This window comes from Shewanella mesophila (assembly GCF_019457515.1).
In the GTDB taxonomy this organism is placed as follows: Bacteria; Pseudomonadota; Gammaproteobacteria; order Enterobacterales; family Shewanellaceae; genus Shewanella; species Shewanella mesophila.
In genome coordinates this window covers 77,910-94,072 of sequence record NZ_CP080421.1, presented here as the reverse complement: position 1 = coordinate 94,072, position 16,163 = coordinate 77,910, and the positions used below count along the sequence as shown (strand labels likewise).

The following is a 16,163-nucleotide window of genomic DNA, read 5'->3' as shown; positions in this document are numbered from 1 at the left end:
CCGCAGCTGTTGTGACCTTGCTAGCCTTTATCGCCAAGCAGTTCCATTTCATCTATTTCAATCTCGATGCCATGCCATTCATCGTCTATTTCTCCCCTTAAGGTGACAGAGGTATTACTGTTAACCTCAATATCACGCCAAAGGGCATTATCTATCTCAACTTCGACCTCGCTACTGCCATCACGAAATAGATACTTCTCATCTCCCAAGCTCTTAATTAAATGGCCTGTCAACTCAACTGGCGTATCATCTTTAGCTTTCAACGCATCGGCAGCGCTATTGACGGGCTTTTGTGCTCCAGGGCCATTGTAGGCAGCAAAGGCTGGCAGGGTTAAGACACAAGATAAGATCAAGGTTCCAGTTAGTTTTTTGGGCATAGCCATCGTCATCCTCTCCACAATATGTAAACTCATTTTAGAGCTAGCTCAATGCAGGGGAGATGGAAGTAAGATTAACGATTGATCATTTAACCACTAAACGCTTTATTTCGATTCCAAAATATGAATTAACTCCGATTTCAATGCGACCTCAGTCTCGACACCGGGAGCCAAAGCGAGTTTTTGCGCCAAATGCAGTGGGACTTCGGCATTAAGATGATGCTTTACCCCCTTGATGCTGCCTACTATACGCATGGTTTCACCCATCGCGAGGACGGATTCAACTGTGATCACTAGCTTATTAAAACTGCGACATAGTCTACCTTTGGTGATGGAGTTAAACCGAATACCCTGATTAGGGATCACCCATCGCACCTTGGTCCCCACCTCTAAGCTTTCAAAATAGGTACTTGCGATTAGATGCTCACCAAACTTTAACCAAGTGATCTGCCGCTCCTGCTCTTGCGCTACAACATGGGCATCAAACATATTACGCAGCCCCATCTGCTTAGCAACAGCTTCATTGCGCGGTCGAGTAAGCACCTCTCTAGGCGTCCCCTGTTGCAGCATAATCCCTTGGCTAATGAGGATCATTCTATCGGCTAGCAATAACGCCTCATTGAGATCATGAGTCACCATGATGACAGGAATAGATAACTGTTCTTTCAGTCTCGCAAGCTCAAGATATAAACGCTCTCGAGTTTCACGATCAACCGCAGAAAAAGGCTCGTCGAGTAGCAAGACTGACGGTTCTCTAGCTAAGGCTCTAGCAAGTGCGACCCTTTGCCGCTGGCCACCAGATAAGTTAGCGGGTAGCCTATCGGGTAAGCCATCTAAATTGACTCGCTCGAGCCAATCTTTAGCTCGTCGAACCCGAGCAGATTTAGGGATATGGTCAAGCGCCGCTACAACATTATCTAGCGCACTCATATTAGGAAACAGGCCGAAATGCTGCGGTACATAACCCAAATGACGCTGCTGGGGCGTAAGATATTGGGCATGCTGGCTACTAAACCAATGGCGTTCGCCGTAACGGATCTCACCAGATTCAGGCTTATTCAGCCCTGCAATCATCCTTAGCAGCGTCGATTTTCCCCCACCAGATGGTCCCACCACGGCTAACAGCTCACCGGCACGGCAAGTAAACTCGGCATCGAGCACTATCTCTTTGGTCTGATTAACCTTGCAGTAGAGATCAGCGACGTCTTGAGACATTTAGGCCCCCTAAACGACGAGATAAACTGGTGGTTAATGCTAAGGCAGTTATCGCAAACAGGAGTAACACCAACGACATCTGTCCAGCACTGGCAAAATCAAACGCCTGTACACTATCGTATATAGAGATCGCTATTGTCTTGGTTTCTCCGGCGATATTTCCGCCCATCATCAAAACAACGCCAAACTCGCCTAACACATGAGAGAAACAGAGCACCAAAGCGGTAAGAACGCCAGGCCACACCATAGGTAGCTCTATTTTTGTCAGGGCTTTTATTGGGCTCATACCACAGCAAGCTGCAGCATCGCGGACCTCTTCGGGCACGGCTTCGAAAGCGCGTTGGATCGGCTGAATCGCGAAGGGAATATTAACCAATACGGAAGCCACCACTAAACCAGAGAAATGAAAGACTAACTGTTGGCCTAAAAGCCGCTCAAGCAGCTGCCCTAACCAAGACTGGCTCCCCAGCCCCACCAGCAAGTAGTAACCAATGACCGTAGGCGGCAAAACCAAAGGCACCATGATCAAGGCTTCTATCCAAGATTTGCCACGAAACTGACGATATGCGAGGAAACGCCCCACCCAGATAGCAAAGGGGATCAAAATCAATACCGTCACCGCACTCAGCTTGACCGATAACCCTAGCGCTTGCCAATCCATCGACTATTGCTCGGCCAGCGTTTGGTTTGGTAATCCAAAGCCAAACTCACTAAACACCGCACGAGACCGCTGTTGTTGAAGATAATCAAAAAACAGCTTTGCGGTATCGCCCGCCTTCTCTGTTAGCACCATACGTTGATACATAGGTGAATGTAACTCGCTTGGCAGCGCCACATAATGACCTGCCGCTTTAAACTGTGGTGCCATTGCTAAAGATAAGGCCACAATTCCCCCCTCAGTTGAACCGCTAAGGGCAAACTGCGCCGCTTGCGATACATTCTCGCCATAGATGAGATAAGGATGGACTTGCTGCCATAAGCCGATCTGCTGTAACAACTCCCGAGCACGTTCGCCATAGGGGGCATGATCTGGATTGGCAATAGCAAAGCGATTTAACTCGCCCTTCTCCAATAAGGATTTCAAACCATTAAGTTGAGGGTCTAGCGATAACGAGGAAAATTTCGGCGCGGTCAACGCTAAACGGCCAATGGCATATAATTCACCATCGGTCGTAGTCACCCCCAGCTTATGCAACTGATAAATATACTTATCATCGGCTGACAGAAACAGTTCGAAAGGTGCGCCATGACGAATTTGGGCAACGAGATTACCCGATGAGCCATAAGAGATACGCACCTGCTTGCCTGTATCTTGGGTAAAATTGGTCGCAATTTTATCTAACGCAAATTTGATATTCGCCGCAGCGGCAATCGAAGGAACTTCGGCTGCAAAACTAGAGAACGAACCGATCAACATCAAGCTCGCTGCCGCAAGGCATCTTAATAAATCCATCTTTTTGCTATCTCCAACCCCCAGCAACCACCCATGACCTAGGCGAGCAATCGCCTATTTCTGCCACATTTGAGCCGCTTGCTCATCGGCATCTTTGGCTTCAACCCAATTTTTACCTTGATCACCCGCCTCTAGTTTCCAAAAAGGCGCCTTGGTCTTTAAAAAGTCGATTAAGAACTCACATGCTGCAAACGCCGCCTTACGATGAGCGCTGGTGACGCCGATAAAGACTATCTGTTCACCCAGAGTCATGGTGCCAACACGATGAATAATCGTCACCTTGTTGAGCGGCCAACGCTCGCGAGCTTCCACGGCAATTTGATTCAGCACAGCTTCAGTCATACCTGGGTAGTGTTCAAGCGTTAAGTCGGTGACCGCGCTGCCATCATTAAAGTCACGCACTTTACCGACAAAGGTCACCACGGCACCATCACCCTTGTCATCGGCAATCTGGGCATACTCATCTGGCACACTAAAATCTTGAGTTTGAACGAGCACTCTGTCTAAAACATTACTCATCTTAGCCTCCAGTCACTGGAGGGAAGAATGCGACTTCATCACCGTCTTCAACTGGAGTATCCCAGCTACTTATGGTCTGGTTAACGGCGACCAATAATTTATCAGACGCTAATACCTTGCCCCATTTATCATCTTTTGCCGCTAACTGTGCACGTAAATCTTCGGCCGTTTTATTCGAATCTGACGCTTCAATCTTTAGCGCGCTTTCACCCAACAACTCACGAACTTGAGCAAAAAAAAGTACATTTATCATTTATCTACACCTTAAACACGATTGGCATTTATACTTTGAAGTGACCCGATTTTCCGCCACGCTTTTCAAGTAAACGAGTCTGCGAAATCACCATATCTTTCTGTACCGCTTTACACATATCGTAAATCGTCAACGCGGCAACGGATGCGGCGGTTAGCGCCTCCATCTCGACACCAGTTTTTCCCGATAACTTACATAGGCTGGTAATGCGAACACGATTATGTGCAGGTTGAGCCTCAAGATCGACTTCGACTTTGGTCAACATCAAAGGATGACACAGAGGAATAAGATCTGAGGTTTTCTTGGCGGCTTGAATGCCAGCAATACGGGCGGTGGCAAATACGTCACCCTTATGATGGCTGCCACTCATGATCATCTCGAGCGTCGATGGCGCCATTTCGATAAAGGCCTCGGCGCGAGCTTCTCGCTCAGTAACAGCCTTTTCGGTGACATCGACCATATGGGCGTTACCATCGGCATTTATGTGGGTGAATTCATTATTCATCAATTGCTACCTTTTTTACGTGCATCACAAAGTTGCAAGGTCTATGTGTTGCGTCGAGTTGTTCTTTGATTATCTTGTTCCAACCGGTGCGGCAAGCACCTGTCGAGCCTGGCAAACAAAAGATCGCGGTTTTATTTGCAAATCCACCCAGCGCCCGGGACTGAACCGTTGAGGTACCCAGCTCGGTATAAGTGACATGACGAAACAGTTCGCCAAAGCCTTCTATCTCACGATCAAACAGCGGTCTGACCGCTTCGGGAGTATTGTCGCGCTCGGTAAATCCTGTGCCACCAGTGGTGATAATCACCTGTACATCGTCGGTGGCGATCCATTGCGATAACACTGAGCGGATCTGATATTTGTCATCTTTTATCAATTTCCGATCAATCAACTTATGCCCAGTTTCAACCAAGGCATCGACTAGAAACTGCCCAGATGTATCTCGACTGAGATCACGCGTGTCAGATAGTGTAAGTACAGCGATGTTTAAGGCTTTAAATTTTGAATTAGTACAATGACCCATAACGTCTCTCTTCGCCTAACAGTGAATTATCAGGAAAATCATGCCAAATAAAGGATGTAAGCATGAGTAGGCTAAATATATCCATGACCTAAAACATTATTCTTGAGTTAGGTCATAGAAAACTATTAACCACCAATAGATGCTAAATGTTGAGTGACACCTGTAATACCATCATGGAGAAAATGGGTTTGCTTTTTGGTTTGTAGCTGCCCATGAAGTCTCTCGATCAACTCATCTCGCTGAGAGCGCTGCTGTAATAGGTCTCTCAGATCAACGCCATGCTCGGTAAATAGACACAAGTGCAACTTCCCCTTAGCCGATACCCTAAGACGGTTACAGCTGGCGCAGAAGTTCTTCTCATAGGGCATGATCAAACCAATACGACCTTTGAAATCACTATGACTAAAGTTTTGTGCCGGGCCATCGTCGACGGCTGACTGATCTAATTGCCAACCATCTTCAAGTAACTGGTTTTTAATATCGGCACCAGCCAAATGATGGGCCTGAAAATAATCACGACCTAACCCTGTTTCCATCAGCTCAATAAAGCGCAGATCGATTGGCGTATGCTTGATCCAATGCAAAAAGCGCGGCAGGTCTTTATCGTTAAGTCCTTTGAGCAACACGGCATTGATTTTAACGCGCTCGAAGCCAGCATTTAACGCTGCATCGACACCACGCATCACATCGTCAAATTTGTTCTCACCAGTGATTTGATAAAACATGCGCGGATCAAGGCTATCCACCGAAACATTGATTCGTCTTAAGCCAGCGTCGTACCACTCTTTGGCATGCTTTTCTAGGCGATAACCATTAGTCGTGGTAGCAATAGTTGAGATTTTGTCATTATCGGCAACGATACGAATGATATCGCTAAAATCTTTACGCAGAGTTGGCTCGCCGCCTGTGATACGAATTTTTTGAGTACCGACTTCGGCAAAGGCGCCCACAAGGTTTTCAATCTCATTAAGATCTAAAAACTTAGGTTTACCATCGGGGCGATAGCCATCGGGAAGGCAATAAGTGCATTTGAAGTTACAGACGTCTGTAACTGACATCCGCAGGTAATGAAACCGTCTACCAAAATTGTCTTGTAGTTGAGACATGATCACCTTTCCAAGTAAGGGGAGGTGAGTCAATTTCTTTTCTCACCCCGGTGGCGTTATTGCCACGGCTGACTGCCCGTATCTTTTGACGTAGGACTGAAAGCTCGGAGAACCGTCGTTTATCAATTATAGGCTTAATTCAATCGCAGATAATACCTTTAACGAATCATTATTTGCCCAAGATCAATTCGCCGTTAAGATTATGTGACACCCCTCACGCTGATTAATCCTATCAATTAGTCTATCTTAACTGCTTAAACTCTGTGCCATGCTCCAATTTTAAGGTAAGGTGTTTAAAAGAATAAAACACCCGTTTCAATCGGGGGATAAGCAATAATAGAGGTGAAGTGATGGAACGCGAATCGATGGAGTTTGATGTCGTTATCGTTGGGGCTGGTCCTGCAGGCTTAGCTACCGCATGTCGACTAATGCAGATTTCTCAAGACAGTGGACAAGAGTTGTCCGTTTGTGTTGTTGAAAAAGGATCGGAAGTGGGCGCACATATTTTATCTGGCGCGGTATTCGAACCCAAAGTACTCGACGAGTTATTCAGCGACTGGAAAGAGACTGGTGCACCGTTACACACAGCCGTGACTCATGACGAGCTATTTATGCTCAGCTCGGATTCCGCCTCTCGTGCAATGCCAAATGCCTTCATCCCTAAGACCATGCACAACGATGGTAACTATATTATCAGTGTCGGCAATCTCGCCCGCTGGTTGGCCGAGCGAGCCGAAGCACTAGGTGTCGAAATTTTCCCAGGCTTCCCCGCTAGCGATCTGCTGTTTAATGACGACAATAGTGTAAAAGGGATCATCATTGGTGACATGGGCATTGGAGCCGATGGCCAAGCTAAAGACAGTTTTGAGCCAGGCATGGAACTTCATGCTAAATACACAGTATTTAGTGAAGGTTGTCGTGGCCACCTTGGTAAGCAACTCATCGAGAAATACCATCTCGACAATGGGAAAACCCCGCAACATTACGGACTCGGCTTTAAAGAGATTTGGAAAGTTCCTGCCGATCAGCACCAGCAAGGAAAGGTGGTTCATACTGGTGGTTGGCCGCTGACCGATGGTGCTTCTGGCGGAGGCTTCCTCTATCATTTAGAAGATCACCAAGTTGCAGTCGGCCTGATCATCGACCTCAATTATCAAAATCCACATTTAAGCCCGTTTGATGAGTTCCAACGCTACAAGACTCACCCTGTCATTAGCCAATATTTAACAGGTGGTGAACGCATCAGCTATGGCGCTAGAGCAATCACTAAAGGCGGCCTAAATTCGTTACCTAAAATGAGTTTTCCTGGTGGCCTGATCATAGGCTGCGATGCAGGGACACTCAACTTTGCCAAGATCAAGGGCACCCATACTGCGATGAAGAGCGGTATGATTGCGGCGGAAACCATCTGTCACGCACTACACGCCGGTGTCGAAGGTGGCAAAGATCTCGACTGTTACCAAGAAAAGTTCGACCAAAGCTGGCTAGCGCAAGAGCTTTACACCTCACGTAACTTTGGCCCAGCAATGCATAAGTTTGGCGCTTATTTGGGCGGTGCCTTTAACTATATTGACCAAAACTGGTTCGGCGGTAAGTTCCCCATCACTCTGCGTGATGAAAAGCAAGATTACGCCCAAATGGCAGAGATCAGTGCCTATAACAAAATTGACTATCCTAAACCTGATGGCAAGCTTAGCTTCGACAAGCTGTCATCGGTTTATCTGTCGAATACTTATCATGAAGAAGATCAACAGTGCCATCTTCGCCTCAAGGATGCCAGTATTCCGCTTACGGTTAACCTGGTAAAATTCGATGAGCCGGCACAGCGCTACTGCCCTGCCGGAGTCTATGAAATCGTTGAAGAAGCGGGTGAGAAGAAATTTATGATCAACGGGCAAAACTGCATCCACTGCAAGACCTGCGATATCAAAGATCCTAGCCAAAATATCACTTGGGTTACACCTGAAGGTGGTGGAGGCCCGAACTACCCTAATATGTAACTAACTAGTTTAGTTAAAACAAAAAACGCGCCTAATTCGGGCGCGTTTTAGCTTGCGCTTATAAACATAAGTCCTCATAATTGCTCACTATACCTACAAGCGTTATCTAAAAACGCACAGTTTGAAAAATCCTACCCAAAATCATTAAACGGTTGAGCGTGTTGAATAAATAGCGACTAACCTTAGATTTAACCAATCAAACTACCGAATGACTATTCGAATATTGTAGATGTGAGTGAACACAATGAAGCTTAATATGCTAACGATCAAACAAAAAATCTTATTAACGGTAACCGTTGCGGTGCTGCTCTCAACTGTACTGGTAGGCGTACTCAGTCAACGCAGTGCTAAAGAGATTGTCGAACAACGAATGCTGACCTCTGAGTTCCCCAACACTTTGCACGCTATCCGAAATAAAGTAGAGATGGATATCTCTGTGTTAATGAACGCAGCAGAGCAATTGGCCAACAGTAGAATGCTTAAACAGTGGCTAGTCGATGGACGTCCAGAAAAAAGTGAGTCATTGGTCATCGACCAACTCAAAGGACTGCAGAAGCAATATAAGCTTGCACAGGCATCCTATGCCGATCGGGAAACCGCGGCCTATTACACCCAAGATGGTTTCTTGCGAGTCTTGACGCCAGATCAAGATGGCTGGTTCTTCAGTTATCGCGATAGCGGCCAAGAGCGTATGCTGAACGTCTTTACCGAAGCCAACGGCGAAGTAAAACTGTTTATCAACTATCAACAACCCAATGATAGAGGCTTAGTCGGCCTAGCAAAATCCCTCGATGATATGGTGCACCTATTAGGCTCATTCAAAATCGAAGATAGTGGATTTGTCTATCTTGTCGATGCGAAAGGACAAGTAAAACTGCATCAAAATACCAGTCAAATTGGCCAAGCCAGCTTAGCTTCACTCTATCCAGAAGCGAATACCAGCTCACTGCTATCTCGCAGCGATTTTAGCCTAGCCAGAACCGAAGTTGATGGTAAGTCGATGTTAGTTGCCAGTAGCTATATTCCCTCAATGGACTGGTATCTAGTCGCAGAGGTTCCAGAAAGCGAGGTGTTCTCCTTACTTGAAGAGTCTGCCTATAAAATCTTACTTTCGACCTTAGTTATTGCCGTTGTATTCATTGGTCTCTCTACGTTTGTCGCCAGCTCAGTGAGTAAACCCATCGCAAAAGTAGCTGATATGCTACAAGATATCGGCCAAGGTGAAGGTGATCTTCGCCAGCGCTTGCCCGTCGAAGGCAATGATGAACTCACACAGCTTGCCAAAGGCTTTAATAGCTTCATAGAGAAGATCCAGCGCTCTATTATTGAAGTAACCGATACCAGCGTGCAATTGAGTCAAGCAGCTAAAGATGTTGCCGAACAAGCGCAACAGACTTTAGATGACAGCCAACTGCAAAAAGATCAAACCATGATGGTGGTGACAGCGATAAATGAGATGGGAGCCACGGTACATGAGATTGCAGGTAATGCCGCCCAAGCTGCCGATAACGCAAAAGAAGCAGACAACGAATCTAATGCCGGCCAAGTTGTCGTCACTCGTGCTCGTGACACCATCAATCAGCTATCAAAAGATGTTGAGCAGGTTGGCAATGTTATCGAATCTCTTGCGACTCACACCACCTCTATTGGCAGTATTTTGGATGTGATCAGGGCCGTTTCCGATCAAACCAACTTGTTAGCACTTAACGCGGCAATTGAGGCCGCTCGTGCTGGAGAAGCTGGCAGAGGGTTTGCAGTCGTCGCCGAAGAGGTACGTAATCTAGCCTCTCGTACTGCAGACTCCACCGATGAAGTACAGAAGATGATCGATAATCTGCAAGCCGAAGCAGCCAGAGCGGTGCAGGCCATGACTCAGAGTAAGAGTCGTAGCCAAGAGGGTGTAGAAGCTGTAGATGAGGCGAGCCATTCACTCAGCGAAATTACCCAACAAATTGGGGCAATTAGCGACATGAATATTCAGGTGGCCGCGGCGACGGAAGAGCAATCTACCGTTGTTGAAGATATCAATCGTAACGTCACAGAGATCAGCGAAATCACTCAGAGAACCACTGAGACTTCACAAGCTGTGGCGCAGGCCAGTCAGTCATTAAATCAATTAGCACTTCGATTAGATGCCTTGGTTGCAGGTTTTAAAGTGTAATTAACTAAGATTAAAACTAAGACTAAAACAAAGCCCGCTTAACGCGGGCTTTGTTATCTCTATCTACCAATCAAGAGCACTCAAACGATAAACTCAATTAATATCAGTCTGGCTTAAAAAACTTTATCGACAGAGGATATTGATAACTAATCCCCTCGCTCGCCTTCATGGCGGCAATAATCGTCACCACAATATCAAAGATGGCCAGAAAACCCAGTAAGAGAAAACCGATACCGACAAACATTAAGATCATGCTTATCACAGCATAGATCATGACGCTAATCTTAAAATTTAAACAGTTGCGCCCACATTGATCGACAAAAGCAATCTCTTCTCGCTTCATCAACCATACAATCAGAGGCCCTAAAATAGATCCGAATGGAATGATATAACCTGAAAAGCTGGCAAGATGTACCGCCACGCCCATGTTCTTATCATCTCTCGATAATTCCTCGTACTCAGTCACGAATAGCGCTCCTTGATTATTCATCTAATGTTTAACAATACTGGCTTATCCAGCTTTTCTCTCAGCGATTAACACCAAATAGGCGTATCTGCCAAGGCTCTATTTTTTTACTCTGCAAACGTCGCTGCAAACTCGTCATCCAAGATTGAGCCAAGCCTTCACAACTAACAAGGCGGTCATAACCAGTAGCATCAAACTCCGTTGCAAAGTAGATCTCCATCGCTTGACGCACACTGATATCGCTGTGGCGTTCGACCAGAGAAATGCCATCGCTTAAGTTAATCACTCCTGGAGTTAAAATGCGATAAAACCACCCACATAAACCACTGGTCTGCATCGCCAACGCAAACTCGGAATGACCAAACTGATGATTAAGCTTAAAACAGGGTGAGCGGGGTTGAGTCACCTGCACAATAACCTCGCCAATCGCAACAACATCACCGATATTAACCATGGTTTCATCGAGACCAACAGTACTGATATTCTCACCCATAGCAGGGGCATCTTTAAAGCCGCTCATCATATCCCAGCGGCGATATTGACCGTAATGTTCACGAGGAAAATGGTGTAACACACGATCGACACCACCATGATGCTTAGGATCCGACTGAGCATCGCCTTCGACGCTTGAATAACCCACTAGCAACTGCTGGCGCGATTGTTTAGCGTCGATCATACTGCTTGCGCCATCAAACTGCTTTGGCTCATCACCAGCATACAAGCCAGATATTCTCTCTATCATTGGTTTTATCATAAAGCATCCTATGCCACTATTTTACCTATGGTCTAGCCGACTTAAGCCATTCTTCGCCACTGTCATCTCGGTCTCATTTACAAAAAAGTAGAGGGCCACATTCCAATATGCAGGTATAGAAGATAATGATTTTATAGCGATTAATCCATCAATTCTTAATAGGGCTTGTTGATCATGCGAGCTTACTTTTTATTCTAACTCGATGATTCTAGTGCCAGGTTAGAGGTGACGGAGTCGGTTTCCCTTGAGAATACCTTCAACGACAAAACCTGCACCCCACAATGCTCCTCACCATTGAGTTTAATTGGCATAAAAAAAGCCCCTAGAATATAGGGGCGAGAACAGAAAAACACTCAATGTTAGAAAGAAGCTACAAATAACAAGGTCAGGGAATTACTTGCGACCCATATGAACACTTTAATCAAACCACGTGACACTATGATGACAATATCACCATCCTTAAACAGATAGATATTGCTTTAGCCATTTGCCAGGAATAGAGCTTTGAGTGGCAACCGCAAAAGCGGCCCAACGTGCCCCCTCCTCCATCGCCTCAATGACACTCTCACCTAGCATTAAGCCATGGATCAGCCCAGCGGCATACGCATCGCCAGCCCCTGTGGTATCAACCACGTCAGCGGGCTGCGCAGCAACTATCGCCTCACTATCGGCTTGATAAAGCACTGCCCCAGATTCACCATCTGTGATGATAAAGCCGCGCAAGCTTTCACCTGCGATGGTTAACCCATACTCCCAAGGCGATAGATCACTACGACCTGTCATATCAGCTTTTGACGCAATTAAATAGTGACAAGGTCTAGGTCGATTGTCTTTCGCTAATTGAGCCAATACTAAACAGTCATTTAGTGCCGTCTTAGCCCAGCTAACGGCCCCTTCTGCAGAGGAATTAATATAGAGCGCATCCCACTGAGACCATTTAGGTGGCGCCGCTAATTCAAATATGGGACGCTCTGGACGAATAATGGTGCGCTCGCCATCAGGAGTCATTACCAACAGCATCTCACAAGTATTTTGTTCATAGCGCTGTATTAGGCGGCAATCGATCCCCATAGTGCTGGCTTCAGCAAGCAGCCAGTCACCAATCTTATCTCGCCCAACTTGGCTGACTAATCCCACATCATGCCCCGCCCACACGAGTCCAATACCTGTATTGGCTCCACCGCCTCCGAGCCGCAGCCCACCATCTTGATAATGGAAACGTCCACCCATCTCTAAGGGTTTATTGAGCCTTAGGATGCGATCACAGTTGAGGTTGGCAACCAGAAGAATATTGGCCATGCATGCTCCATTTCACGCCGAGAGAGGAGAAGAAACAACGCCGAAAACCCTAGCTTCAGCGTTTGAGTCTCATCTTGATAGGCTTGTCGAAACCCTTTATACCAAGGGGCAATCGCCAGCTCAACTAATTACGACTGCAGGATATACATGCCTTCACTTGCTGGGCGACTGTAGTCAAAGCCAAATTTTAGATAAAGCTCAGGAACATCAGCCATTAAGGTGATATAAGCTCCCTCAGGTGCCTCTGAGTTTAAATAGTCCATTATCGACTGCATAATGGCTCGTCCCAGTCCTTGCCCCTGAAAATCGGGGGCGACCGCCACATCTACCACCTCAAAATTAAGTGCTCCATCCCCCACTACTCGCCCCATAGCAATGGCGCGATCATCGTGACAAATATGCACACCATACAGACTACGAGGCAAGCCTTTCTCGGCGGCAGCTCTCGGTCTGGGTGTCAGCCCGGTGATCTGGCGTAAACGCACAAAATCATCAACACCGACGACTCTTCTTATCAGGGTAAAATCACCCAATACCTCTGTCACCTTGCTCCTCCTGCAATAATTCATCTCTTAGCGATACACCTATGCATTAATCTGCTTGGTAATAACGCCCTGTCGGCGGCGCGGCAAATAAGGACATAGCCGCCTGCATATCGGCAACGGGAAAGCCGGCGACTGAGGCTTGGTGATCCGCTTGAGAAGCCCAACGCTCAATCACCACAAAGGCTTGTGAGTCATCGCTCTGACGCAGCACCTCATAAGCGAGGCAACCTGAAGATCCCTTAATATAATCAGTCAGGGACAGTAAAAATTGATGCAAGGCATCTCCTTGCCCTACAGCAGCCTGAAACTCTCCAATTCGTACAAGCATATTCACTCCAAAATCCTTATTGATGAAACATAAACCTACTCTAAAACCTTGTCGATTTATACACTCTCCAATCTAAAAATATGATGGAGTGATGTTAGCTCCTTTTTGTAAGCCATCTCTCATAGCCATGTCAGCCAATTGCACTAAATGACAACCACCCTCAATAAAATATTACCTAAGCCACTGTTTAACAGACACTTTAAAAGCGGTAATCCGTTAGTGCTATTCAATATTTGCATCGCCATTGACAGTTCACACTTACAAAAATTGATATCATCAACTTAATAAGACAGAGATTTAGGTTATTGAATGGACTCGATAATTAACTTTGAAGAGTTCATGGATAGACAGCTGACTCCAGAGCAGAAACTAGCACGCTACCGAGCCTGCCTGTTTGAGTTTGAACAACTCAATTACGAAGACGCTTTTATCCAACAAGTAAAACGAGATGTGAAGCAGTTAGAAACCCTAATCTCCACTAAACCTAAACGTCACCACCTCTTCTAGAGGTTAAATTTCATCGACGAGTTGTCCTAAAAACAGCTTCATCAGTTCAAGTCGTTTCAATGCCTCGGCTTTTGCCGATGTCGTTTGCATCAATTCTGGTAGCGTCAGTAGTTTTTGATAAAAATGATCCAGCGTATAAGAGTGATCATCTGGAGCGCGCAGTTCACAGAAGGGATCATCTTGGCAGTAAAGTGGTCGATTAAGACTGATACCCACTTGTAGACAGCGAGCGATGCCGATAGCGCCAAGTGCATCTAACCTATCGGCATCTTGGACAATTTTAGCTTCGATAGTTTGCGGCTCAACTTTGGCACTGAAACTGTGGGCGGCTATCGCATGGTGGATCTGCTCAAAATACCTTTGGGGATAACGAATCGCGGCTAAATATTCGATCGCCTTATCCGCGGCTAAACGCGAACTTTGGGTGTGTTGAAGATGATTCTTAGGTAATGAGAGGCAGTCATGCAACCAAGCCGCGGGTAACACAACGTCGAGACAAGCCTGCTCTTGAGCACACAGCGCCTTAGCCGACTTGACTACCCTGCGGATATGGAGCAGATCGTGGGCTGGATCGGTTTGCATCTCTTTCACAAGATACTCGGAAAATAACATCTCAAACGCGTCCAAAGCAGACTCCCAAAATAGAAAAGGCTGACCTATAGTCAACCTTTTAGCATCTACATCGCAAGTCGTTTACCTAACCTGACCTAGGGTTATCTACATATCACAAGGTTTCAATGGCTTACGAAGCTGCGCCCGAACATTATCCATTCCCGAGTAGAACTCTTTCATCATTAACAATCCCATCATCTTACCGTTGTCAGTGACGATCAAATTATCAGGGTCGGTCGGATCATTCTTAATCGCGCCAATCGCTTTCATTGACGTCATCTCTTTAAACAGTGCAAAGTCGAGATTAACACCAAAGGTTTCACGGAAATATTTACGTGATAGACGACCAGAGAACATACCCAATAAGAAGCGATACTGCATCACATCTTTCTTACTGTAATTCTTCTGCTGCTCTACGCCCATACGGCCAGCGGCAATGTTTTCCTGATATTTACGCAGTGAAAAATTGTTCACGTACAGGGTGTCATTCAAGAAACTAAAGGAACCCGAACCGACGCCTAGGTACTCATCATAATCGATAACATACTCATCGAAGCCTTCATTGTTGGCCTTACCAAATGCCCAAGCCGATAATTGATTATATTGACCCGTCAGGCTATTAAGGATTTGAGTGTACTGACGCGTCATATCCCCCTGAGGTGCAGCAAGCTTGGCTTTGACACTCTTACGGGTTTGATGGGTGATCATCAAAGGATAGGTCGTGATCTGACGAGGGTCTAACCGTGAGGCCATATCCAAATCGTGCTGAATCACCTCATCGGTTTGACCTCTAAAGCCGAAGATCAAATCGACATTGATGATGGGAAATAGCTCTTTCGCCGCCATGATCTTGTCGAAGGTTTGCTGACCAGAACCGAATTTTTCTAAGCGGTCTGTCATCGCTAAAATGTCGTCATTAAAGCTCTGTACCCCGATAGACATACGATCAACTAAACCTTCAAGCAACTTAAATCCTGGACTATCGAGATGCTGTGGATCTGACTCACACGACACCTCTTTAATGCTAGGAAAGAGTTTTTTAGCATGTTCTATGGTACGTGCTAGCTCATCTTCTAATACCGTCGTCGTGCCGCCGCCGATATACATGGACTCGAAGTCGTAGCCCAGCGCCTTGACCATCTCCATCTCCTTACGCAGCGAGATGAAATAGGCTCGCGCCTTATCCTCCTTAAAGAGGAAGCGATGGAAAGTACAGAAAGAGCAGAGCGTATGGCAAAAAGGAACATGGGCATACAGCATGTACTTCTTGCCTTCCACAGGCGCTGGCATCATAGATGCCGATTGAGTATCGAGTCGCAAATTCTTATCGACATAATACTGCATCACCCGTTCCATCGAGCTCAGCATCCAGTTGGGGACGGTAATATTGGCTTGATACGGCTTGATCAATACTCCAGAAACCGCTTGAACAATAGACGACATAGTAATTCCTAACTGAACCAGACCTTGAGTTGCAAAGCCATTGAATAAATAAGACTTAAAAGAGATACACATCCTTTTGCGGAACACAAAAGTATCA

19 protein-coding genes and 1 riboswitch are annotated in these 16,163 nt (G+C 46.2%); of the genes, 3 read left to right on the top strand and 16 right to left on the bottom strand.

Going from position 1 to position 16,163, the window contains the following annotated elements:
• Positions 1-20 precede the first annotated feature (20 nt).
• From K0I73_RS00420 to moaA, 9 genes are all read right to left on the bottom strand, one after another.
• The gene (locus K0I73_RS00420; protein ID WP_350355281.1) at positions 21-383 is read right to left on the bottom strand and encodes a NirD/YgiW/YdeI family stress tolerance protein; all 363 of its coding nucleotides are present in this window, start codon (positions 381-383) and stop codon (positions 21-23) included.
• 99 nt (positions 384-482) lie between these two features.
• The gene (locus K0I73_RS00415) at positions 483-1,592 is read right to left on the bottom strand and encodes an ABC transporter ATP-binding protein (RefSeq protein WP_220062643.1); all 1,110 of its coding nucleotides are present in this window, start codon (positions 1,590-1,592) and stop codon (positions 483-485) included.
• Positions 1,573-2,253, bottom strand: coding sequence for a molybdate ABC transporter permease subunit (modB, locus tag K0I73_RS00410; RefSeq protein ID WP_220062642.1), 681 nt, complete (start codon positions 2,251-2,253; stop codon positions 1,573-1,575). The genes K0I73_RS00415 and modB overlap by 20 nt, the downstream gene beginning before the upstream one ends.
• A 3-nt stretch (positions 2,254-2,256) precedes the next feature.
• Positions 2,257-3,009, bottom strand: a complete 753-nt coding sequence (gene modA / locus K0I73_RS00405; RefSeq protein ID WP_258405331.1) for a molybdate ABC transporter substrate-binding protein — start codon at positions 3,007-3,009, stop codon at positions 2,257-2,259.
• A 90-nt stretch (positions 3,010-3,099) separates the two neighbouring features.
• Positions 3,100-3,564 carry a molybdopterin synthase catalytic subunit MoaE gene (gene moaE, locus K0I73_RS00400; protein ID WP_220062640.1) on the bottom strand — a complete coding sequence of 155 codons (465 nt, stop codon included), beginning with the start codon at positions 3,562-3,564 and terminating at the stop codon, positions 3,100-3,102.
• Between the two features lies 1 nt (position 3,565).
• Positions 3,566-3,817 carry a molybdopterin synthase sulfur carrier subunit gene (gene moaD / locus K0I73_RS00395; RefSeq protein WP_220062639.1) on the bottom strand — a complete coding sequence of 84 codons (252 nt, stop codon included), beginning with the start codon at positions 3,815-3,817 and terminating at the stop codon, positions 3,566-3,568.
• Between the two features lie 28 nt (positions 3,818-3,845).
• Entirely contained in the window at positions 3,846-4,322 is a 477-nt protein-coding gene (moaC, locus tag K0I73_RS00390; protein WP_220062638.1) for a cyclic pyranopterin monophosphate synthase MoaC, read from the bottom strand.
• The gene (moaB, locus tag K0I73_RS00385; protein ID WP_220062637.1) at positions 4,315-4,845 is read right to left on the bottom strand and encodes a molybdenum cofactor biosynthesis protein B; all 531 of its coding nucleotides are present in this window, start codon (positions 4,843-4,845) and stop codon (positions 4,315-4,317) included. The genes moaC and moaB overlap by 8 nt, the downstream gene beginning before the upstream one ends.
• A 125-nt stretch (positions 4,846-4,970) precedes the next feature.
• On the bottom strand, positions 4,971-5,951 hold the full coding sequence (gene moaA / locus K0I73_RS00380) for a GTP 3',8-cyclase MoaA (RefSeq protein ID WP_220062636.1): 981 nt from the start codon (positions 5,949-5,951) through the stop codon (positions 4,971-4,973).
• Positions 5,939-6,073, bottom strand: a riboswitch (molybdenum cofactor riboswitch). (Overlaps the previous gene by 13 nt.)
• Positions 6,074-6,301: 228 nt before the next feature.
• On the opposite strand from moaA, the gene K0I73_RS00375 reads away from it, so the two are divergent.
• Together K0I73_RS00375 and K0I73_RS00370 are read left to right on the top strand one after the other, a co-directional pair.
• Positions 6,302-7,951, top strand: a complete 1,650-nt coding sequence (locus K0I73_RS00375; protein WP_220062635.1) for an electron transfer flavoprotein-ubiquinone oxidoreductase — start codon at positions 6,302-6,304, stop codon at positions 7,949-7,951.
• Between the two features lie 244 nt (positions 7,952-8,195).
• Positions 8,196-10,112 carry a methyl-accepting chemotaxis protein gene (locus K0I73_RS00370; protein WP_220062634.1) on the top strand — a complete coding sequence of 639 codons (1,917 nt, stop codon included), beginning with the start codon at positions 8,196-8,198 and terminating at the stop codon, positions 10,110-10,112.
• 103 nt (positions 10,113-10,215) lie between these two features.
• On the opposite strand, the gene K0I73_RS00365 is transcribed toward K0I73_RS00370, so the two are convergent.
• The 5 genes from K0I73_RS00365 to K0I73_RS00345 form a co-directional block, all read right to left on the bottom strand.
• Positions 10,216-10,539 (bottom strand): DUF4870 domain-containing protein, encoded by a 324-nt coding sequence (locus K0I73_RS00365; protein WP_220064195.1) that lies wholly within the window; start codon positions 10,537-10,539, stop codon positions 10,216-10,218.
• Positions 10,540-10,639: 100 nt separating this feature from the next.
• Positions 10,640-11,332: an MOSC domain-containing protein gene (locus K0I73_RS00360; RefSeq protein WP_220062633.1), complete on the bottom strand. Its 693-nt coding sequence runs from the start codon at positions 11,330-11,332 to the stop codon at positions 10,640-10,642.
• A gap of 459 nt (positions 11,333-11,791) precedes the next feature.
• Complete coding sequence (locus K0I73_RS00355; protein ID WP_220062632.1) at positions 11,792-12,631, bottom strand: PfkB family carbohydrate kinase; 840 nt, start codon at positions 12,629-12,631, stop codon at positions 11,792-11,794.
• Between the two features lie 128 nt (positions 12,632-12,759).
• Positions 12,760-13,176, bottom strand: coding sequence for a GNAT family N-acetyltransferase (locus K0I73_RS00350; RefSeq protein WP_258405244.1), 417 nt, complete (start codon positions 13,174-13,176; stop codon positions 12,760-12,762).
• Between the two features lie 46 nt (positions 13,177-13,222).
• Positions 13,223-13,504 (bottom strand): putative quinol monooxygenase, encoded by a 282-nt coding sequence (locus K0I73_RS00345; protein WP_220062630.1) that lies wholly within the window; start codon positions 13,502-13,504, stop codon positions 13,223-13,225.
• A gap of 309 nt (positions 13,505-13,813) precedes the next feature.
• On the opposite strand from K0I73_RS00345, the gene K0I73_RS00340 reads away from it, so the two are divergent.
• On the top strand, positions 13,814-14,011 hold the full coding sequence (locus K0I73_RS00340) for a hypothetical protein (protein WP_220062629.1): 198 nt from the start codon (positions 13,814-13,816) through the stop codon (positions 14,009-14,011).
• Between the two features lie 3 nt (positions 14,012-14,014).
• Here the strand turns inward: K0I73_RS00340 and K0I73_RS00335 are convergent, their stop codons facing one another.
• Together K0I73_RS00335 and K0I73_RS00330 are read right to left on the bottom strand one after the other, a co-directional pair.
• Complete coding sequence (locus K0I73_RS00335; protein WP_258405243.1) at positions 14,015-14,638, bottom strand: HD domain-containing protein; 624 nt, start codon at positions 14,636-14,638, stop codon at positions 14,015-14,017.
• Between the two features lie 90 nt (positions 14,639-14,728).
• A complete protein-coding gene (locus tag K0I73_RS00330) occupies positions 14,729-16,066 on the bottom strand; it encodes a coproporphyrinogen III oxidase family protein (protein WP_220062628.1) in 1,338 nt (445 codons plus the stop codon).
• Between the last annotated feature and the right edge of the window lie 97 nt (positions 16,067-16,163).